Source organism: Streptomyces brevispora (assembly GCF_007829885.1).
Classification (GTDB): Bacteria; Actinomycetota; Actinomycetes; order Streptomycetales; family Streptomycetaceae; genus Streptomyces; species Streptomyces brevispora.
Window position 1 is genome coordinate 4,892,222 of sequence record NZ_VIWW01000001.1, and the last position, 17,210, is coordinate 4,909,431.

The following is a 17,210-nucleotide window of genomic DNA, read 5'->3' on the forward strand; positions in this document are numbered from 1 at the left end:
GATTCGGCTCTCATCGGCCCACCCGGGGATCGAGCAGCGGATACAGCACATCGGCCAGGGTGTTCGCCAGGATCACCGCGGTGGCGAAGACGAAGAACAGCCCTTGGACGAGTGGCAGGTCAGGGACGCTGAGCCCCTGGTAGAAGAGGCCGCCCAGGCCCGGCCAGGAGAACACGGTCTCGACCAGGATCTGTCCGGCGACCACCTGCCCCAGGTTGACGAACATCAGCGTGAAGGCCGGCAGCATCGCGTTGGGGACGGCGTGCTTGCGGCGGACCGTGTCGTCGCGCAGCCCCTTCGCGCGGGCCGTCGTCAGATAGTCGCTGCCCATCTCGTCGAGCAGCGAGGAGCGCATCACCAGAAGCGTCTGCGCATAGCCGACCGCGACCAGGGTGATCACCGGGAGCACCATGTGGTGCGCGACATCGAGGACGTAGGCGAAGCCCGTCTCGGTGCCCGACTCCAGGCCGCCGGTCGGGAACATGCCCGGAATCGGCCCGATGCCCACCGAGAAGACGATGATCAGCAGCAGACCCAGCCAGAACGACGGCACCGAGTAGAGCGTGAGCGCGAGCGCGGTGTTGAACCGGTCGCTCATGGAACCGTTGCGCCAGGCGGTACGGGTACCCAGCCAGATGCCGAGCGCGCTGTAGAGGAGGTACGCCGTGCCGGTGAGCAGCAGCGTCGCCGGAAGCGCCTCGGTGATCTTGTCCATGACCGGGGCGTGGAACTGGAACGAGGTGCCGAAGTCGCCGGTGAGCGCGTCCCCCACGTAGCTGGTGAACTGCTGCCACATCGGCTGGTCGAGGCCGAACTGGTGACGCAGCGAGTCGAGCTGCTGCGCCGAGACGGGACGGCCGCCCGTCATCTGCTTCACCGGGTCGCTGGGGATGAGCCGGAAGAGGAAGAAGCTGGTGACCAGAACGGCGAACAGCGAGACTGCCGCGCCGACGATCTTGGCGGCCACGTACTTGAGGTAGGCCTTCGTGTTGCGCGCCCGTGGCCCGCGGCCGGCCGGTGGACCGGCCGGAGCCGGCCCGTCCGTGTCCGCATCCGCCTGTCTCACGAGCGCCGGAGTGCTGTCAGCTGTCATGGGGGAACTCTCGTTGCTCGTGCTGCCCTTAGAGGGACCGGCCGGCGGGGCCGACTGATCGGGGCCCCGCCGCCGCTCTCTCTCATCCCGTCCGCGGAACATACCCGCGGCCCGCGGAACTCCCGTGGAACTACTCGCGGTCGTCCGAGGTGGTGCGACGGCGCCTCATGACGAGGAACCCGCCACCCGCCAGGACCACGACGACGACCACGATGCCGATGACGACCCCGGTGGAGCCGGAGCCGCTGTCGCTGTCCGCGTCGCCGCCGCTGCCCGCCGGTACGGCCGACCACCAGCTCCAGTAGCCGTCCTGGCCGTAGATGTTGCCGGCCGCCTCGGGCATGGTCGTGATCGACTTGATCTGGTCGGTGCGGTAGGCCTCGACCGCGTTCGGGTACGCGATGACGTTCATGTACCCGGAGTCGTACATCCAGGACTGCATCTGCTTGACGATGTCCGCCCGCTTGGCCGGGTCGTACTCGGCGAGCTGCTTCTTGTACAGGTCGTCGTACGTCTTGTCACAGATGAAGTTGTCCGTGCTCGCGCTCGCCTTCGCCTTGGTCGGCAGGGCGGCGCAGGTGTGGATGCCGAGGACGAAGTCCGGGTCCGGGTTGACGGACCAGCCGTCGAAGGCGAGGTCGTACTCACCGGCGTACCAGGGCACGGAGACGTCGTCGAGGCAGTCGACCTTGAGGCCGATGCCGAGCTTGCCCCACCACTCCTTGAGGTACTTGCCGATCGCCTTGTCGTTGGGGTCCGTGGCGTGGCAGAGGATGCGCAGGTCGAGCGGCTTGCCGTCCTTGCCGACGCGCTGGTCACCCTTGAGCCTGTAGCCCGCCTGGTCCAGGAGCTGGGCCGCCTTGGCGGGGTCGTAGGCGAGGCTCTGGCTCCCGGACGGCTGCCAGTAGTACGCGGAGAAGCGCGGCGGGATGTAGCCCTGACCCTCGACGGCGTGGCCCTGGAAGACCTTGTCGATGATCGTCTTGCGGTCGATGGACAGGAAGAGCGCCTGACGGACCTTCTGGTCGAGCAGGGCCTTGTTGCCGTTGCCGAACTTCTTGCCGTCCTTGGTCTGCGCACCCGGGTTGGTGGCGAGGGCGAAGAACCGGCGGCCGGGGCCCTCGTTGACCTTGACGTTCTTCTCGCCCTTGAGCGACGCGGCCTGGGCGGGGGTCAGTGCGGGCGAGCCGGCGACGAAGGAGACCTCACCCTTGCGGAGTGCGGCGACCGCGGCGTCCTGGTCCTTGTAGGTCTTGAAGACCACCTCGTCGAACTTGGGCGAGCCGCGCCAGAAGTCCTTGTTGGCGGTGAGCTTCACATACTGGTCGACCTTGTAGTCGGACAGGATGAAGGGCCCGTTGCCCACTATCGGGAACTTCGTGTCGTTGTTGAACTTCGAGAAGTCCCCGACCTTCTCCCAGACGTGCTTGGGGACGATCGGAACGTCGAGCGCGGCCATGGTGGCCTGCGGCTCCTTGAGCTCGATGACCAGCTTCGTCGGGCTGGGAGCCGTCACCTTCTTGAAGTTGGTGACGAAGTTGCCGTTGGCCTGGGCGGCGCCCTCGTCGGTCATGAGCTTGTTGAACGTCCAGGCGGCGTCCTCGGCGGTGGCCTGCTGACCGTCGGACCACTTGGAGTTGGACCGAATGGTGTACGTCCACGTCAGCTTGTCCGCGGAAGGCTCCCACTTGGTGGCGAGGCCCGGGATCGCGTGGTTGTCCTTGGCGTCGTAGTTCGTCAGGAAGTCGTACATCAGCCGGGAGACGCTGGTGCTCAGCAGCTTCTGGGCGAGGAACGGACTCAGTGAGTCGACGCTCTGCGCGACCGCGACGGTCAGTGTCGTCCTGCCGCTGTCGGCGGCCTGCGCCTGCTGGGGCGCGGCGGCCCCGAGGGGTACCCCTGGCACGACGGACGCGGCTGCGAGCCCGAGGGCGGCGGCACCGGAGGCCAGGAGGATACGCAGACGTGAGCGTGGCTGGGCGGCGTGTGGTGGAACTCTTTCGACCATCGTCAGGGACCTCGCGTCATGACTCGCACGGAGAAGGCGGGTTGATCTGTGGATCGCCAGCTGGTGAAGCGAAGGTTTATCAGCGGTGGTCGAGCCGCGTCAACGGTCATCGAAACGGCGTGTGGGCTGCGGGAATGCGCGGAGGGTCCGCACCGTGGACACGATGCGGACCCTCATTGGTTCAGACCTCTGACGCCTTACTGTTGAGGCGCTGGCGGCGGCTGCGGAGGCTGCTGCTGCCACCCCGCGGGCGGGATGGGTCCCTGCAGTTGGGGAGGTGTGGGCTGCCCCGGCTGACCAGGCTGTCCGCCGTACTGTTGCTGCGGGCCGGCCGGGTTGGCGGCCGACTGGGCCTGCGAGGGCGGCGACTGCTGCCAGCCCTGCCCGGCGCCGGGGCCCGGCTGCGGGGGATAGGGCTGCTGCTGGCCACCGTACGGCTGTTGGGGCGGGTACGGCTGTCCCGGCTGCTGGGGCTGCTGGGGCGCGTAGGGCTGCTGGCCCGGCACCTGCTGGCCGGGCATCGGCGGGGCGTACTGCGGCGGCTGGTTGCTGCCGTCCGACGTCCACAGCCCCTGTTGCTGCTGGGCGCGTGCGAAGTCCTCGGCGACGAGAGCGGAGAGATGGAAGTACGCGTCCCGGGTCTTCGGGCGCATCATGTCGAGGTCGACCTCGGCGCCGGCCGACAGGTGCTCGTCGAACGGTACGACGACCACGCCGCGGCAGCGCGTCTCGAAGTGCTGAACGATGTCGTCGACCTTGATCATCTTGCCGGTCTCGCGGACCCCGGAGATGACCGTGAGGGACCGCCGCACCAGTTCGGCGTAGCCGTGCGCCGACAGCCAGTCCAGCGTGGTGGAGGCGCTTGACGCGCCGTCGACCGACGGCGTGGAGATGATGATCAGCTGGTCGGCGAGGTCCAGCACCCCGCGCATCGCGCTGTAGAGGAGACCGGTGCCGGAGTCGGTGAGGATGATCGGGTACTGCTTGCCCAGCACCTCGATCGCACGCCGGTAGTCCTCGTCGTTGAACGCGGTCGAGACGGCCGGGTCCACGTCGTTGGCGATGATCTCCAGACCGGAGGGCGCCTGCGACGTGAACCGCCGGATGTCCATGTACGAGTTGAGGTGCGGGATCGCGTGGACCAGGTCGCGGATGGTCGCGCCGGTCTCCCGCCGGACCCGGCGGCCCAGCGTGCCGGCATCCGGGTTGGCGTCGATGGCGAGGATCTTGTCCTGCCGTTCGGTGGCCAGCGTCGAGCCGAGCGCGGTGGTCGTCGTGGTCTTGCCCACGCCGCCCTTCAGGCTGATCACCGCGATCCGGTAGCAGGAGAGGACCGGGGTGCGGATGAGGTCGAGCTTGCGCTGACGCTCGATCTCCTCCTTCTTGCCGCCCAGCTTGAAGCGGGAGGCGGCGGACGGGCCGCGACTGCTCTTCGCCTTCTGCTTGCCCCGGACCAGCCGGTCGGAGGAGAGCTCGACGGCAGCCGTGTAACCCAGCGGGGCACCCGGCACCGAACGCTCGCGCTGGTCGTGGGTGACCGGAGTGGGCCAGGCGGCTCCGGCGCGCGGATCGACGGGCTGTCCCTGCGGCGGGAGTTGCTGCTGGGGGTGCTGGGGGTGTTGGAGCTGCTGCGGGTGCTGCGGGTGTTGGTGTTGCTGCGGGGGGATCTGGGCGGGCAGGTTGGGGGCGCCCTGGGCCGGCGGCTGGGCGCCCTGCGGGAATCCGTATCCGCCCTGCTGCTGCGGCTGAGGCGCGGGCGGCGGCAGTGCGGCACCCTGCTGCGCGGGCCACTGCGGTGCCTGGGGTTGCTGGGGTGCCTGCGGTGCATGAGGCGGCTGGTGTGCCTGCGGTGCCTGCGGTGTGTGGGGTGTCTGGGGCGTCTGCGGGGTGTGGGGCGTCTGTGGGGCGGGTTGCTGCGGGAACTGGGCCGGGTACGCGGCTCCCGGCAGGGCCTGCTGCGGTGCCGGGGGCTGCTGGGGGAAGCCGTAGCCCGCCTGCAGCGCAGGGGCCGCGGGGTACGGCTGCGGCTGCTGCGGGAACGCGGGAGGCTGCGGGCTGTGCGGCGCAGGGGCTGCCGGGGGCGCTGAGGCTGCCGGGGCCTGCGGGAACCCGTAGCCGCCCGGCGTCTCGTTCGCCGGGGGCGGTCCCGGCCACTGCGACGCGGGCTGGGGTGCGGCGGGAAGCGGCGCCGCGGGCTGGAAGGCGGGCGGCAGGGGCGGCAGTCCGCCCTGCGGCGGCGCCGGTGTCCAGGGTGCCGGTGCCGCGTCCTGCGGTGCGCTGGCGGACGGTGCGTCGTGGGGTGCCGCGTCGGGGGCGGCGTCCGAGGGCACGGAGTCGGCGGGCTCGTCGGCCTGCGGGGTGCTGTCGGAGTCGGCGCCGCTCGCCGCGTCGGCCGTGACCTCGTCGGACTCCGCCGATGCGGCGTCAGGCGACGGTGCATCGGCGGCAGGGACCGAATCGGCAGGGACCGAATCGGCAGGGACCGCGTCAGCAGGGACGGAATCGGACGGAGTCAAATCGGACCCGTCGCTCTCCCCGGTGGCCCCGTCCAGCCCCGCATCCGCGCCCGTACCGGCCTCAGCCGCGTCCTCGTCCGCCCCGGCCGTACCGCCATCGCCTCCGGCAGTGGCGGAACCGGCGGCCGATGCCGCGCCTCCGGCATCACCGTTCCCGTTCCCGGTCTCGTTTCCGTCCCCGTCCCCGTTTCCGGTCTCGGTGGCCGCCTCGCGCTCGGCGATCTCCCGCTTCAGCGTGGCGGACGAGAACCGCATGGTCGCGCCGCTCTCCACGTCGCCGCTCCCGATCGGGTCAGGTGCACCGCCTGCGTTCGCCGCGTCCGGCGCCGGGTAGGAGGAACCGGCGGCAGCCGTGTGAACCGGGGGAGCCGGCGTCGGAGCGGGCGGGGCCTGGGTCCAGTCGGGTTCGAAACCGCCGCCGTCCGGCAGTCCGGGTGCGGGCACCGGGGCGCCGTTGGGCGGCGTGGGCGGTGCCAGGTGTGTTCCGGCGCCGCCCGAGGAGTCGCCCGGCGTATTCTGCGTGTACCAGGCGGGCGGGGTGTAGTCGATGGTGAACTCGCCCGTCATCTCGGCGGGCTCCGCGTCGGACGACTCGTCGACGGGCTTGTCCCAACTCCCGCGCATCTCGTCCCGATCGCCGTTCACTTTGCCTCCTGGTGTGGTCGAGCACCCTTGTGCCGTGGTGGGTGGGGGCGACCGTTCCCATCGTGCGAACCGCCCGGCTCTCCCCCTGTGACGCGCATTGCCTGCCCGCAGGTTCTTCTGCCGCGTCCGGACCCACCCTAATCGTCATCGGGCCGGGTACGGCAGGCCGGAGAGCGCCGCGGGCGCTGCCCCGTACGTCATGTACTGCCCCCAAGTGGACTGAGTACGGCGGGGAGTGAAGGGGAAAGCGGTCAAACGTGCACATCCGCGCAGGGAAACCTGAACATTTCGCACACGTCCCGCCGCGTCCTCAGTCCATCCGGCGCGGGCTGCCCAGCAGTCCCGATTCGGCATCGGTCGCCCGGGTCATCACGAACTGCCGGTCCCGGCGCGTGCACCAGAGGGTGACCCCGTCCGTGAGGGTGGGCAGCGTACGGGTGTCGCCGGCCGGCAGATCCATCAGGCGCCCGATCTGTGCGGCTTCATCGGGAGATACCCGCTGAATGCCGACCAGTGATGACTTCTCCATCAACCCGGCTGCCACCGGGCTCAGATAGGGCAGCAGCGTCACCACCGACTGCCACGGAGCCGACACCACCCGCCCACGCGGTGGTCTCATGCCGCAGTCCCGCACCACGACGACCGGCGAGCCGGCCGTGGGGCCCTGCGCGGGCACCCGTCCCACATCGTGCAGCGAGATGCACGGCCGGTCGCCGCCCGCGGCCTGCGCCAGTTTTTTCCAGTCCTGGGCCCGTCCCGTCTCGACCACGATCCGGGCACCGGTCGCCGCCGCCCGCAGCGCGAGCACCTGCGCCGTCCACACTCCGCCGATCAGCGTGATGTCGTACGGAGTGGGCCGGTTGATGCCGATCACGGCGGGCCGCCCCTCGCCGTCCACGCCGATCACCACGCCGTCGTCGCCGACCGGCAGGGCCAGTGACGCCAGTTGGTCGAGGCGGACGGTGTGCCGGGCCCGGCGCGAGGCGGCCGGACCGAAGCCGAGGCGTCCACGGCCCCGCGCGATCATGGACATCAGCGGGTACCCCCGAGCGGAAGGGTGGCGAGCACGCCGGGCAACTGTTCGCGGTCGAGCCGCACCAGCGAGGTCTTCACCCCGCGCGCGGTGCGCTCCAACTCGGTCCGGGCGGCGATCAGTTCCTCCTCGCCGCAACCGGTGATCCGAATGTGCCCGGTGATCGGGATCTCCTGCCGGTCGGCGTGTCCCAGCGTGAGGCTGAAGGTCGTGGCCGACGCCGGCACCGAGGTGAGCAGCGCGACCAGCTGAAGCATCGGCGCACCGCCCGCGCCGAACTGCGGCCAGCGGCGCACCCGGTAGGTGGTGTGCAGCCGGTCGTCGCAACGCCAGGTGCGCGAGGTCTCCGCGGTGCGCCGCACGGGCGTTCCGGACCGGCCGGCCCGCGCCACCGCCTCCGGGCCGGCGCCGACGGACGTCGCGATCGCCGAGTGGAGCTCCTGCTCCGTCAGCACCGTCGCACCGAACCCCGCCCCCGTCAGTCTGCTGGACAGCTGGTCGACCGTGCGGACCAGGCACTTCTGTGCACCGGTGAGTCCGCCGCCCCGCGCCCGTACGGCCTCCGGGCAGAGCTCCGGGTCCAGCTTCAGCGCGACCCAGGTGATGCGGACCGCCGGGGAGCCCGTCCGGGCCTGCAGGGGTGCGTAGTTGCGTGCCGCGACCGACCGCTCCGACAGATGCGGGGCGGGAGCCGGCTGGGTGTGCTGCACGATCTGCGCCGACTCCAGCCGGATGCCGTCGACATCGAGCGCGTCCTTGACGAGCACCAGCGGCAGCGGCCGCACGGACCGGTCCGGCCGCAGCGCGGTGGTGTCCGAGTCGATCCGGAGTACGGCCGTCAGATACGTACCGTCACCGATCATGCCGACCGGCCGCCGGTCGCGGTCCCTGAAGGAGTACGTACGCAGCGCCGGTTCGCACTCGACCGCCGGCGCGAACCCCGGCTCGGTGCCCGCGGGCAGCACCGCCGACGCGGCCCTGCGGGTACGGGCCCGCAGCGCGAGGACCGTGAGCAGCCACACGGGAAGGGAACGGCGACGCCTGCGCACGACGGCGAGCAGCACCAGCGCCCCGGCCACCACGACGGCGGGGGCCAGCAGCAGGGGATCGACGACCCAGGCGCACAACAACAGCGCGGCGGCGATCTCGAACAGGACGAGCTGTTGCAATCGGAACGCTCCGAAGTGCCCGGCTCGTCCGCCACGCCGGGCGCCGCCCGGCCCGCGAGGGCCCGAAGCGCCGGGCGAACCGCCGGGCCCGGCGACGGGTGCGGTGGGCCGGGGGGCTTCGGGAGGCGGCACGTTCCCGGCCGGAGGTGTCCGCGTCACGGAAGCCATCATCGCGGCATATCCCCCGTTCGTCCGGGCCCAACTCGACCCGTGCCACGCCTCTTCCGCCGACGGCTCCGGCGGCTGGATCAGCCTACCCGCCCTGCGGACCCCCACGGATGACAGGCATAGTAAGGGGCCGGTCCGGCGGGGCGGGTGCCCGGAGCGGGGCCATCGGACGCGGTCGCCCATGGCGCCGCACGGGGAGAGCAGCGGGAGACGGACGGTTCCATGGCATCGCGGCGGGACGAGCTCAACGCGTACACATTTGCGAAGAGGCGCATGGTTGCGGCATTCCTCGCACCCTCGCCGACCGGTTCCGACGAGGGCGCCCCGCGCCCGCTGCGCGCCGTCCTGCCGAGCATGATCGCCGGGGCCCTGATCCTCGCGGGCTTCGGCGCCGTCGGTATGTTCAGGCCGACCGCCCCCATGGGCTGGGACCGGCCCGGAGCCAACGTGATCGTCGGCAAGAAGTCGACCACCCGTTACGTGGTGCTCACCACCGGCCGGGGTGAGAACAGCAAGACCCTGCTGCACCCCGTGCTGAACCTCGCCTCGGCCAGGCTGCTGCTCACCCCGCAGAGCGACGGCGTCGTGCAGGTCGCCGACGACATCCTGGACGCGGGAAAGCCCCCGCGCGGACCGCTCCTCGGCATTCCGTACGCCCCCGACCGGCTGCCCGAGGACAAGGACGCCGGTACCGCGAAACGTTGGGCCGTGTGCGTACAGCCGGGTGGCAGCGGCAACACCGTGCAGAAGGCGGCCTTCGTCCTCGCCGAGCGGGACAACGGGCTGATGGAGGGCGCGAACAGGCTCACCGAAGGCCAAGTGCTCTACGTCAGGGGCCAGGACCGGACCCGCTACGTCGTCGACGCCCGCGGCACCAAGTACCGCATCGACGAGACCCCCGCCGACCTCGGCCACCTGACCGGCGCCCTCGTCGGCAGCGCACAGCCGCAGCCGGTCACCGACGACTGGCTGGCCACCCTGCACGACGGCAGCCCGATCGCCTTCCCCCCGATCCCCGGCAACGCCGGCGCCCCGGCGCACGTCGAGGGACGGCTCTCCGCGCGGGAGAACCGGATCGGGACCGTGCTGCGCACCAGGAACGGGGAGGGCACCGCGTACTACGTCGTCCTCGGCGGAAAGGTCCAGCCGGTCTCCGAGTTCACCGCCTGGCTGCTGATCAACTCCCCGCAGACCGCCGCCCTCGACCTGAACGGCGAGGCGCGCGCCGTCGGCCTCCAGGACTTCGTGCCCGACCCCGCACCCTTCACCGGCCAGGCCGCGCACTGGCCGGCGCACCGGGCCGACCGGGTCAACTCCACCGATGCCAGCGGCTCCGGCCGCGACACCGTCTGCAATGTGCTGCGCAAGGCGGACGGCAACGGCGTGACGACACTGAGCACCTGGGCGGGCACCTCCTACCCCGCCGCCGTCGGAGCGGGCGGCACGGGCACGTACGTCACTCCGGGCAGCGGCCTGCTCTACACCCAGGTCCGGGGCCGGCAGACCAGCCCGGACGGATCACTCTTCCTGGTGACCGACACCGGACTGCGGTACGCGGTTCAGGCGAACGGCGACAGCGACGCCGAGCGCTCCGGCATCGGCACCGGCTCCACGGCGAACGGGCCGGACGGACGCCCCGAACCCAGCGAGGCGCAGATCCGGCTCGGATACGAGAAGGTGACACCCGCCCTCGTCCCGATCGAGTGGTCGGACTTCCTGTCCAAGGGCCCCCGGCTCGACACCAACAGCGCCCGCCGGCCCCAGGGTTCCTGACGGGCCCAGGGCGAGCGGCAGCGGAAGAGCACGGGGAGAAGATGACGCCGTACCGGAAGAGGGCCCTGCCGGCGACCGCCGCAGCGGCAGCGGCTCTGGCCGTGCTCGCGGGGCCGCAGGCCGCGTACGTCGATCGGGGTCCCGGTGACCTGCGCATGGATGGCAGCGGCGTATGCACCTTCCCGATGAAGAAGCAGTTCGAGGGCCGCCCCTGGCCGCTCCAGCGCGTGCTCCTGGACGAGTTGTGGCAGGACACCAAGGGCAAGGGTGTCCGTGTCGCCGTCATCGACACCGGGGTGGACACCACCAACCCGCAGCTCACCGCGGCCGTGGACGCCTCCGCGGGCGCCGACCTCCTCCCGGGCGGCGGCACCGACGGCACCGTCGACGAGGTCGGCCACGGAACCAAGGTGGCCGGCATCATCGCCGCCCGCCCCCGCAGCGGCACCGGATTCGTCGGCCTGGCCCCCGAGGCCACCATCATCCCGATCCGCCAGAACGACGAGAAGAACAGCGGCAAGGACACCACGATGGCCGCCGCGATCGACCACGCGATCGCGAAGCGTGCCGAGGTCATCAACATCTCGCAGGACACCACCCGGCCGCTGACGGAGGACTCCGCGCTGGGCCGGGCGGTGGCCAGGGCGATCGGCAGGGGCATCGTGGTGGTCGCCTCCGCGGGCAACGACGGCATGGACGGCCGGCCGAGGCGCACCTACCCCGCCGCCTTCGACGGAGTCCTCGCCGTCGCCGCCTCCGACCGCAACAACGAACGCGCCCCGTTCTCCCAGGCCGGGGCGTTCGTCGGGGTCGCCGCACCCGGCGTCGACATCGTCTCCACCGTCCCCGGCAACGGCCAGTGCACCGACAACGGCACCAGCTTCTCCGCTCCCTACGTCGCCGGGGTCGCCGCACTGATGCGCGCCAAGTACCCGTCCTGGACGGCGGCGCAGATCGTCGCCCGGATCGAGCAGACCGCCGAACGCTCCGTCAACGGCCACGACGACTTCGTCGGCTGGGGCGTCGCCGACCCGGTACGGGCACTGTCCGGCGACGACACCCCGCAGAACACCCCCCACCCGGACCCGTCGCCCGCCGGGGCCCAGGCCCCCGAACCCGCGCACCTGTCGATGTCACAGACCCCGCAGGAACGAAACAAGCGGTACGCGTCCTACGCGCTGGCGGCCGCGGCCGTACTCGTCGGAGTGGTGGCCGGCACCGCGTCGGTCGTGCGCGACGTCCGGCGACGCCGGGGCCCGCGCACGCGGTAGAACGCGTCAAGGCGGCTCCCGGAGCAAAAGCCGCAGGGTGGGAAAGATGGTGAAATGGCCAGACCGATACGGGACTTCACGTACCGGGTACCTGGCCGCGCTCGGCGGACAGGTCTGCGAACCGAGAGACAGGACCTCCGGATGACCAACCCCGCGGGCGGCTTCGGACTTGCCGACGATCCGATCGTCCAGGCGAAAACCAAGATCATCAACACTGCCGAGGCGGTGTCCCGGCAGTCCAGGGAGCTCGCCGACATCCTCGCGACGGCCGGTGCGGGATGGACCGGCGCGGGTGCCTCGGGATTCACGTCCGCGCAGCTCGTGATCAACGAGGACCACGACGGGATCCGCCGCCTCCTCACTGTGCTGCACCACGCCGTGGGCACCACCAAGAACCTCAGCAACGCCAACGACGAGGAGATCCGGGCGGCCTTTCACTCGGTGAAGGAACCGGCCGCTCCGGCCAACACGTCCGGGCTGAACGGCGTCTGAGCCGCGCTGCCGCACACCTTCCGCCACAGCCGAACCAGCTGCCGAGCGAGCCACCGAGCCAGCAGCTGAACCAGCACTTGAACCAGCAGTCGAACCAGAGGAGAAGCCGGATGGGCCAGGATCCGCACACCAAGGTCAGGTACGAGAGCGTCCAGGAGATGGCGAACCGCATCCGTGCGGTGTCGCAGAACATCTGCCGTGACCTCGAAGAGATGGACGCCGCGCTCAAGGTCGTCACCGACACCTGGGACGGTGAGGCCCACAGCGAGTACGTGATGCTCCAGAACAAGTACCGGGGCAGGGCCGACGACATGAAGAGCCGCCTGGAGCAGGTGGCGTGCATCGTCGAGTCCGGCAAGGACCACTACCGCTTCACGGACATCAAGTCCTCCCGCCTGTTCACCGAGGCGTTCTGACCGCCGGCGCCCCTCCCGGGACCGGTCACGCAGACACGACAGGCACAGCGGCCGGACACGACAATGGGCACGTTCACCCGAACGTGCCCATTGTGCGTACGGCCACAGCCACAGCCACAGCCACAGCCACAGCCACAGCCACAGCCACAGCCACAGCGCGCAGCGACCGCGCCATCGGCGGTCGCCCCGCCGCGGCCGTCGCCCGCCGCTTCGCTACGTGAGGTCGAACTCGCCGTCCCGTGCGCCCAGTACGAAGGCACGCCACTCGGCCTCGGTGTACCGCAGCACGGTCTCCGGATCGAGCGAAGACCTCATCGCCACTGCCCCGCCCGGCAGATGCGCGATCTCCACGCGCTCCTCGGCCTCCTCGGTGCCCGGCGCACTCAGCCATTCCACCCCCGAGATGTCGAGTGCGTACAGCTCGTCCTTCTCCGCCTGCGTGCCCATCGTCAAGGGTTCCTCTCCGTACGGTGGCTCTGTACGGCACCGTACAGGGCCCGTGCCGACGAGGGATCCGGTCGGCCATTCCGCAGCGCGCGGGCCGGTTTTGTGCTCTCGCGCACCGCGTCGCATCAGTGCCGCTCCGGCAGCCGCCCCGTCTGCACCAGCGGGTTCCCGCGGCGCCGGTTGGCGAAGTACCCGCGTCCCGGCGGCATCGGATGTCCGCGCACCGCCCCGATCAGATCGCCCTCGGACGGATCGCCGGACAGCACCACACCCTGTGCGCCCAGCTCCCTGATCCGCTGCATGAACGTCTCGTACATGGAGCGCGAGGCCCCCGCCGAACCACGCGCGATGACGAAACGCACCCCGGCGTCCCGGGCGAAGGGCAGATACTCCGCCAGCGGGGCCAGCGGACTGCCCGCGCCCGTCGCCACCAGGTCGTAGTCGTCGACGACGACGAAGATCTGCGGACCGGTCCACCAGCTGCGGTCGCGCAACTGCTGCGGACTGACATCCGCCGGGGGCTGCCTGCGCGCGAACACACCGGCCAGCGCCTCCATGTGCATCCGCAGCGCGCTCGCCGTCGGCGCGTACTCCAGCAGATGGCTCTCCGGCAGTGCGCCCAGCAGCGACCGCCGGTAGTCGCCGACGACGAACCTGGCCTCGTCGGGGGAGTGGCGCTCCGCGATCTGCTTCGCGATCAGACGCAGCAGATTGGTCTTCCCCGACTCGCTCTCGCCGAAGACCAGGAAGAAGGGATCGGTGTCGAAGTCGACGAACACCGGCTCCAGATCCGTCTCGGCGACACCGATCGCGATGCCCCGGTGCGGGAACTCGAACCCCTTCGGCAACTGTTCCGCGGGAAGTTTGCGCGGCAGCAGCCGTACGGCCGGAGCCGGGTCGCCCGACCAGCCCGCCCGCACCGCCCCGGTCAGCGCGGCCGCGCCGTCGGCCAGATCCGCCGCACCGGCCACGGCGTCGATACGCGGCAGCGCACCCATGAAGTGCAGCTTCTCCGCCACCTGACCACGGCCGGGCACCCCGGCCGGCACCCGGGCGGCGACCCTGCGGTCGAACTCGGAGTCCATGACATCGCCGAGCCGCAGTTCGAGCCGCCCGAGGATCTGGTCCTTCAGCGCGGCGCGCACCTCCAGGTAGCGGGCGGCCGTGAGGACGACATGGACGCCGTAGCCGAGACCGCGCGCGGCGATGTCGGTGACGACCTGCTCCAGCCCCTCGTACTCGGTCCGGAAACCGCTCCAGCCGTCGATGACCAGGAACACGTCGCCGAACGCCTCGCCTGGCAGTTCACCGAGCGCGCGCCGGCGCCGGTAGGTGGCGACGGAGTCGATCGAGTGGGCGCGGAAGAACTCCTCGCGCCCGGCCAGCACCCCCGCCACCTCGGCGACCGTACGCCGTACCCGCTCCGGATCCAGCCGTGCGGCCACACCTCCGACATGCGGCAGGTCCGCCAGCGAGGCGAGTTGACCGCCACCGAAGTCGAGCCCGTAGAACTGCACTTCGCGCGGGGTGTGGGTGAGCGCGAACGACGAGATCAGCGTACGCAGCAGCGTCGACTTGCCGGACCGCGGACCGCCGACCACCAACAGGTGCCCCGCCGCGCCGGAGAAGTCCCCGTACAGCACCTCGCGCCGCTGCTCGAACGGCTTGTCGATCACGCCGAGGGGGACGGTCAGCCCGCCGGGCCGGCCGTACTCCGTGGCGGTGAACCCGCGGTCGGCGCTCTCGGCGAGCCCCGGCAGCAGCTGATCCAGCGTCGGCGCCCGGTCCAGGGGCGGCAGCCACACCTGATGAGCGGGCACCCCCTGCCCCTCCAGGCGGCGCACGATCACATCGAGGACGGTGTCGGCGAGCGCGTCGTCCCGAGCGACCGCCGACGAGACCACCGGCTCCGGCGCCGTGTGCTCCACCGGTACCGGCAGCGCGCTGAACACCGCGGCCCGCCGCGCGGCCGGAAGCCGCCCCGCGGGCAGAGCGGTACCGCCGGTGCGGTGCGCGCCCGACACGTACGCCGCCTTGAACCGGGTCATCTCCTCCGTACCCGCCTTGAGATACCCGGAGCCCGGCACCGACGGCAGGTGATAGGCGTCCGGCACACCCAGCGCCGTGCGCGACTCCGCGGCCGAGAAGGTCCGCAGCCCGATCCGGTACGAGAGATACGTGTCCAGGCCCCGCAGCTTCCCCTCCTCCAGCCGCTGCGAGGCCAGCAGCAGATGCACACCCAGCGAACGGCCGATCCGGCCGATCTGGATGAACATGTCGATGAAGTCGGGCTGGGCGGTGAGCAGTTCGGAGAACTCGTCGATGACCAGGACCAGCGAGGCCAGCGGTTCCAGCGCCGCACCCGCCGCGCGCGCCTTCTCGTAGTCGTGGATACCGGCGTAGTTGCCCGCCGAGCGCAGCAGTTCCTGGCGGCGCCGGAGCTCACCGCGGATCGCGTCGCCCATCCGGTCGACCAGCGTCAGGTCGTCGGCCAGATTGGTGATGACCGCGGCCACATGCGGCAGGTGCGACATACCGGCGAACGTCGCCCCGCCCTTGAAGTCCGCGAGCACGAAGTTCAGCGTCTCGGAGGAGTGCGTGACCGCGAGCCCCAGCACCAGCGTCCGCAACAGCTCCGACTTGCCGGAACCCGTCGCGCCGACACAGAGCCCGTGCGGCCCCATGCCCTCCTGCGCCGCCTCCTTGAGGTCCAGCATCACCGGCAGGCCGTCCTCGCCGACCCCGATCGGCACCCGCAGCCGCTCGGAGGCCGACCGCGGCCGCCAGGTGCGCGCCACATCGACCGAAGCCGCGTCGCCCAGGTTCAGCAGATCGGTGAAGTCCAGATCGGCCAGCAGCGGCTCGTCGTCGCCCCCGCCCATCCTGAGCGGCGCCAGCTGCCGGGCCAGCGCCTCGGCGGCCGGCAGCGAGATGGCGTCCGCCACCCCCTCGCGCACGAGTTCCGCACCGGACTCCAGCCGCAGCAGTCCGGGCCGCACCACCACCGACAGGCCGCCGCGCGGCGTGTCCTTCCCGCCCGGCACCACCTCGACGACCGTCACGCCCTGAAGCCCCTCGGCCCCCGCCAACAGCGAGTCCGGCGGCACCGTACCGCCGTCCAGGACCACCACGACATGCGGCCGGTCCAGCAACGGCCGTGCCTCCCGGCCGAACCGCGGCCGCCCCTCGAGCCGGCCGGCCAGCAACCGCTCCAGCTCCCCCAGGTCGTCCACGAACAGCCGCTTCGAGCCGGCCCCGTCCACCTGACCCGGCACCTGCACGTGCGGCAGCCACTTCGTCCACTCCCAGCGCGCCACCGCACCGGGTCCCGCCACGACCGCGACCACCAGATCCTCGGGAGAGTGCAGCGTCACCAACTGGGCCACCACAGCCCGGGCCACGGACCGGGCCGACTCCGGCAGGCCGGAAACCGTCACGTGGGGGAACGCCCGCATCGAGACGGCCATCGGAAGCCCGTCCAGCGAGCCGTGCACCGCCAGGAAACGCTCCATCGCGCCCGCGCACAGCGGCTCCAGCTCATCAACCGGAGCGGTCACCGGCGCCGACAGGGGTGTCGCCAGCCGCTGCGTCCCCAGCCCGATCCGCACCAGACCGAAGTCCTCGTCGCCGGCCCGCCGTTCCCACACCCGGCCGCCCTCGGCGACCACCGACCACAGCTGCTCGGGAGCGGGCTGCAGATACAACTGCGCGTCCCGCTGCGCCCGCGCGGTGCGGCGCACCGCGATCCGCGTCCGCGCCAGGTACTTGAGGTAGTCGCGCCGGACATCCGCCAACTGCCCCTGCGAACCACGCCGGTGACGCACCAACTGGGCGACGACCATGCCCACGGTCGACACCAGCATCAGCACACCCATGATCCGCATGAACGGGGGAGCCTGCGGCGAGAAGAAGAAGACCACCGACGAGCCCATGCCGAGCACCGGCAGGACCTGCATCAGCAGCCCCTCCCGCTGCCCGCGCGGCAGTTCGGGAGGGGCCGTCAACGTCAACTCGTCCGTGGGGACTTCCGGCGGCAGGGACCGCGGCGGTCGTTTCACGACGATCTGGCTCACCGGAACATCAATTCCTCAGTGCGGACGGGCGAAGGGCCGGGTGGATCCGCACCGGCGCCCCCGTGGCTGCCTCTGCTCGCGGACTGGCCTCCGCGCGACGGTGATC

At 71.3% G+C, this 17,210-nt stretch carries 11 protein-coding genes; 4 read left to right on the forward strand and 7 right to left on the reverse strand.

The window, feature by feature from the left end; all coding sequences use genetic code 11:
• Positions 1–10 precede the first annotated feature (10 nt).
• The 5 genes from FHX80_RS22790 to eccE all read right to left on the reverse strand — a co-directional run bounded on the left by FHX80_RS22790 (position 11) and on the right by eccE (position 8,632).
• The gene (locus FHX80_RS22790; protein WP_145765893.1) at positions 11–1,093 is read right to left on the reverse strand and encodes an ABC transporter permease; all 1,083 of its coding nucleotides are present in this window, start codon (positions 1,091–1,093) and stop codon (positions 11–13) included.
• Positions 1,094–1,223: 130 nt separating this feature from the next.
• The gene (locus tag FHX80_RS22795; RefSeq protein ID WP_145765894.1) at positions 1,224–3,101 is read right to left on the reverse strand and encodes an ABC transporter substrate-binding protein; all 1,878 of its coding nucleotides are present in this window, start codon (positions 3,099–3,101) and stop codon (positions 1,224–1,226) included.
• Positions 3,102–3,298: 197 nt separating this feature from the next.
• A complete protein-coding gene (locus tag FHX80_RS22800) occupies positions 3,299–6,262 on the reverse strand; it encodes an SCO5717 family growth-regulating ATPase (protein ID WP_145765895.1) in 2,964 nt (987 codons plus the stop codon).
• Between the two features lie 310 nt (positions 6,263–6,572).
• Positions 6,573–7,295 carry a hypothetical protein gene (locus tag FHX80_RS22805; protein WP_145765896.1) on the reverse strand — a complete coding sequence of 241 codons (723 nt, stop codon included), beginning with the start codon at positions 7,293–7,295 and terminating at the stop codon, positions 6,573–6,575.
• Positions 7,295–8,632, reverse strand: a complete 1,338-nt coding sequence (eccE, locus tag FHX80_RS22810) for a type VII secretion protein EccE (protein WP_375887878.1) — start codon at positions 8,630–8,632, stop codon at positions 7,295–7,297. The genes FHX80_RS22805 and eccE overlap by 1 nt, the downstream gene beginning before the upstream one ends.
• Positions 8,633–8,854: 222 nt before the next feature.
• Here eccE and eccB point away from each other — a divergent pair, with 222 nt between their 5' ends.
• The 4 genes from eccB to FHX80_RS22830 all read left to right on the forward strand — a co-directional run bounded on the left by eccB (position 8,855) and on the right by FHX80_RS22830 (position 12,584).
• Positions 8,855–10,405: a type VII secretion protein EccB gene (eccB, locus tag FHX80_RS22815; protein ID WP_145765898.1), complete on the forward strand. Its 1,551-nt coding sequence runs from the start codon at positions 8,855–8,857 to the stop codon at positions 10,403–10,405.
• A gap of 41 nt (positions 10,406–10,446) precedes the next feature.
• A complete protein-coding gene (gene mycP / locus FHX80_RS22820) occupies positions 10,447–11,676 on the forward strand; it encodes a type VII secretion-associated serine protease mycosin (protein WP_145765899.1) in 1,230 nt (409 codons plus the stop codon).
• Between the two features lie 141 nt (positions 11,677–11,817).
• Positions 11,818–12,168: a hypothetical protein gene (locus FHX80_RS22825; protein WP_145765900.1), complete on the forward strand. Its 351-nt coding sequence runs from the start codon at positions 11,818–11,820 to the stop codon at positions 12,166–12,168.
• A gap of 110 nt (positions 12,169–12,278) precedes the next feature.
• Positions 12,279–12,584: a WXG100 family type VII secretion target gene (locus tag FHX80_RS22830; protein ID WP_145765901.1), complete on the forward strand. Its 306-nt coding sequence runs from the start codon at positions 12,279–12,281 to the stop codon at positions 12,582–12,584.
• A gap of 213 nt (positions 12,585–12,797) precedes the next feature.
• On the opposite strand, the gene FHX80_RS22835 is transcribed toward FHX80_RS22830, so the two are convergent.
• Entirely contained in the window at positions 12,798–13,031 is a 234-nt protein-coding gene (locus tag FHX80_RS22835; protein ID WP_123462661.1) for a DUF397 domain-containing protein, read from the reverse strand.
• 125 nt (positions 13,032–13,156) lie between these two features.
• Positions 13,157–17,104, reverse strand: a complete 3,948-nt coding sequence (gene eccCa, locus FHX80_RS22840) for a type VII secretion protein EccCa (protein ID WP_145765902.1) — start codon at positions 17,102–17,104, stop codon at positions 13,157–13,159.
• Positions 17,105–17,210: the final 106 nt, after the last annotated feature.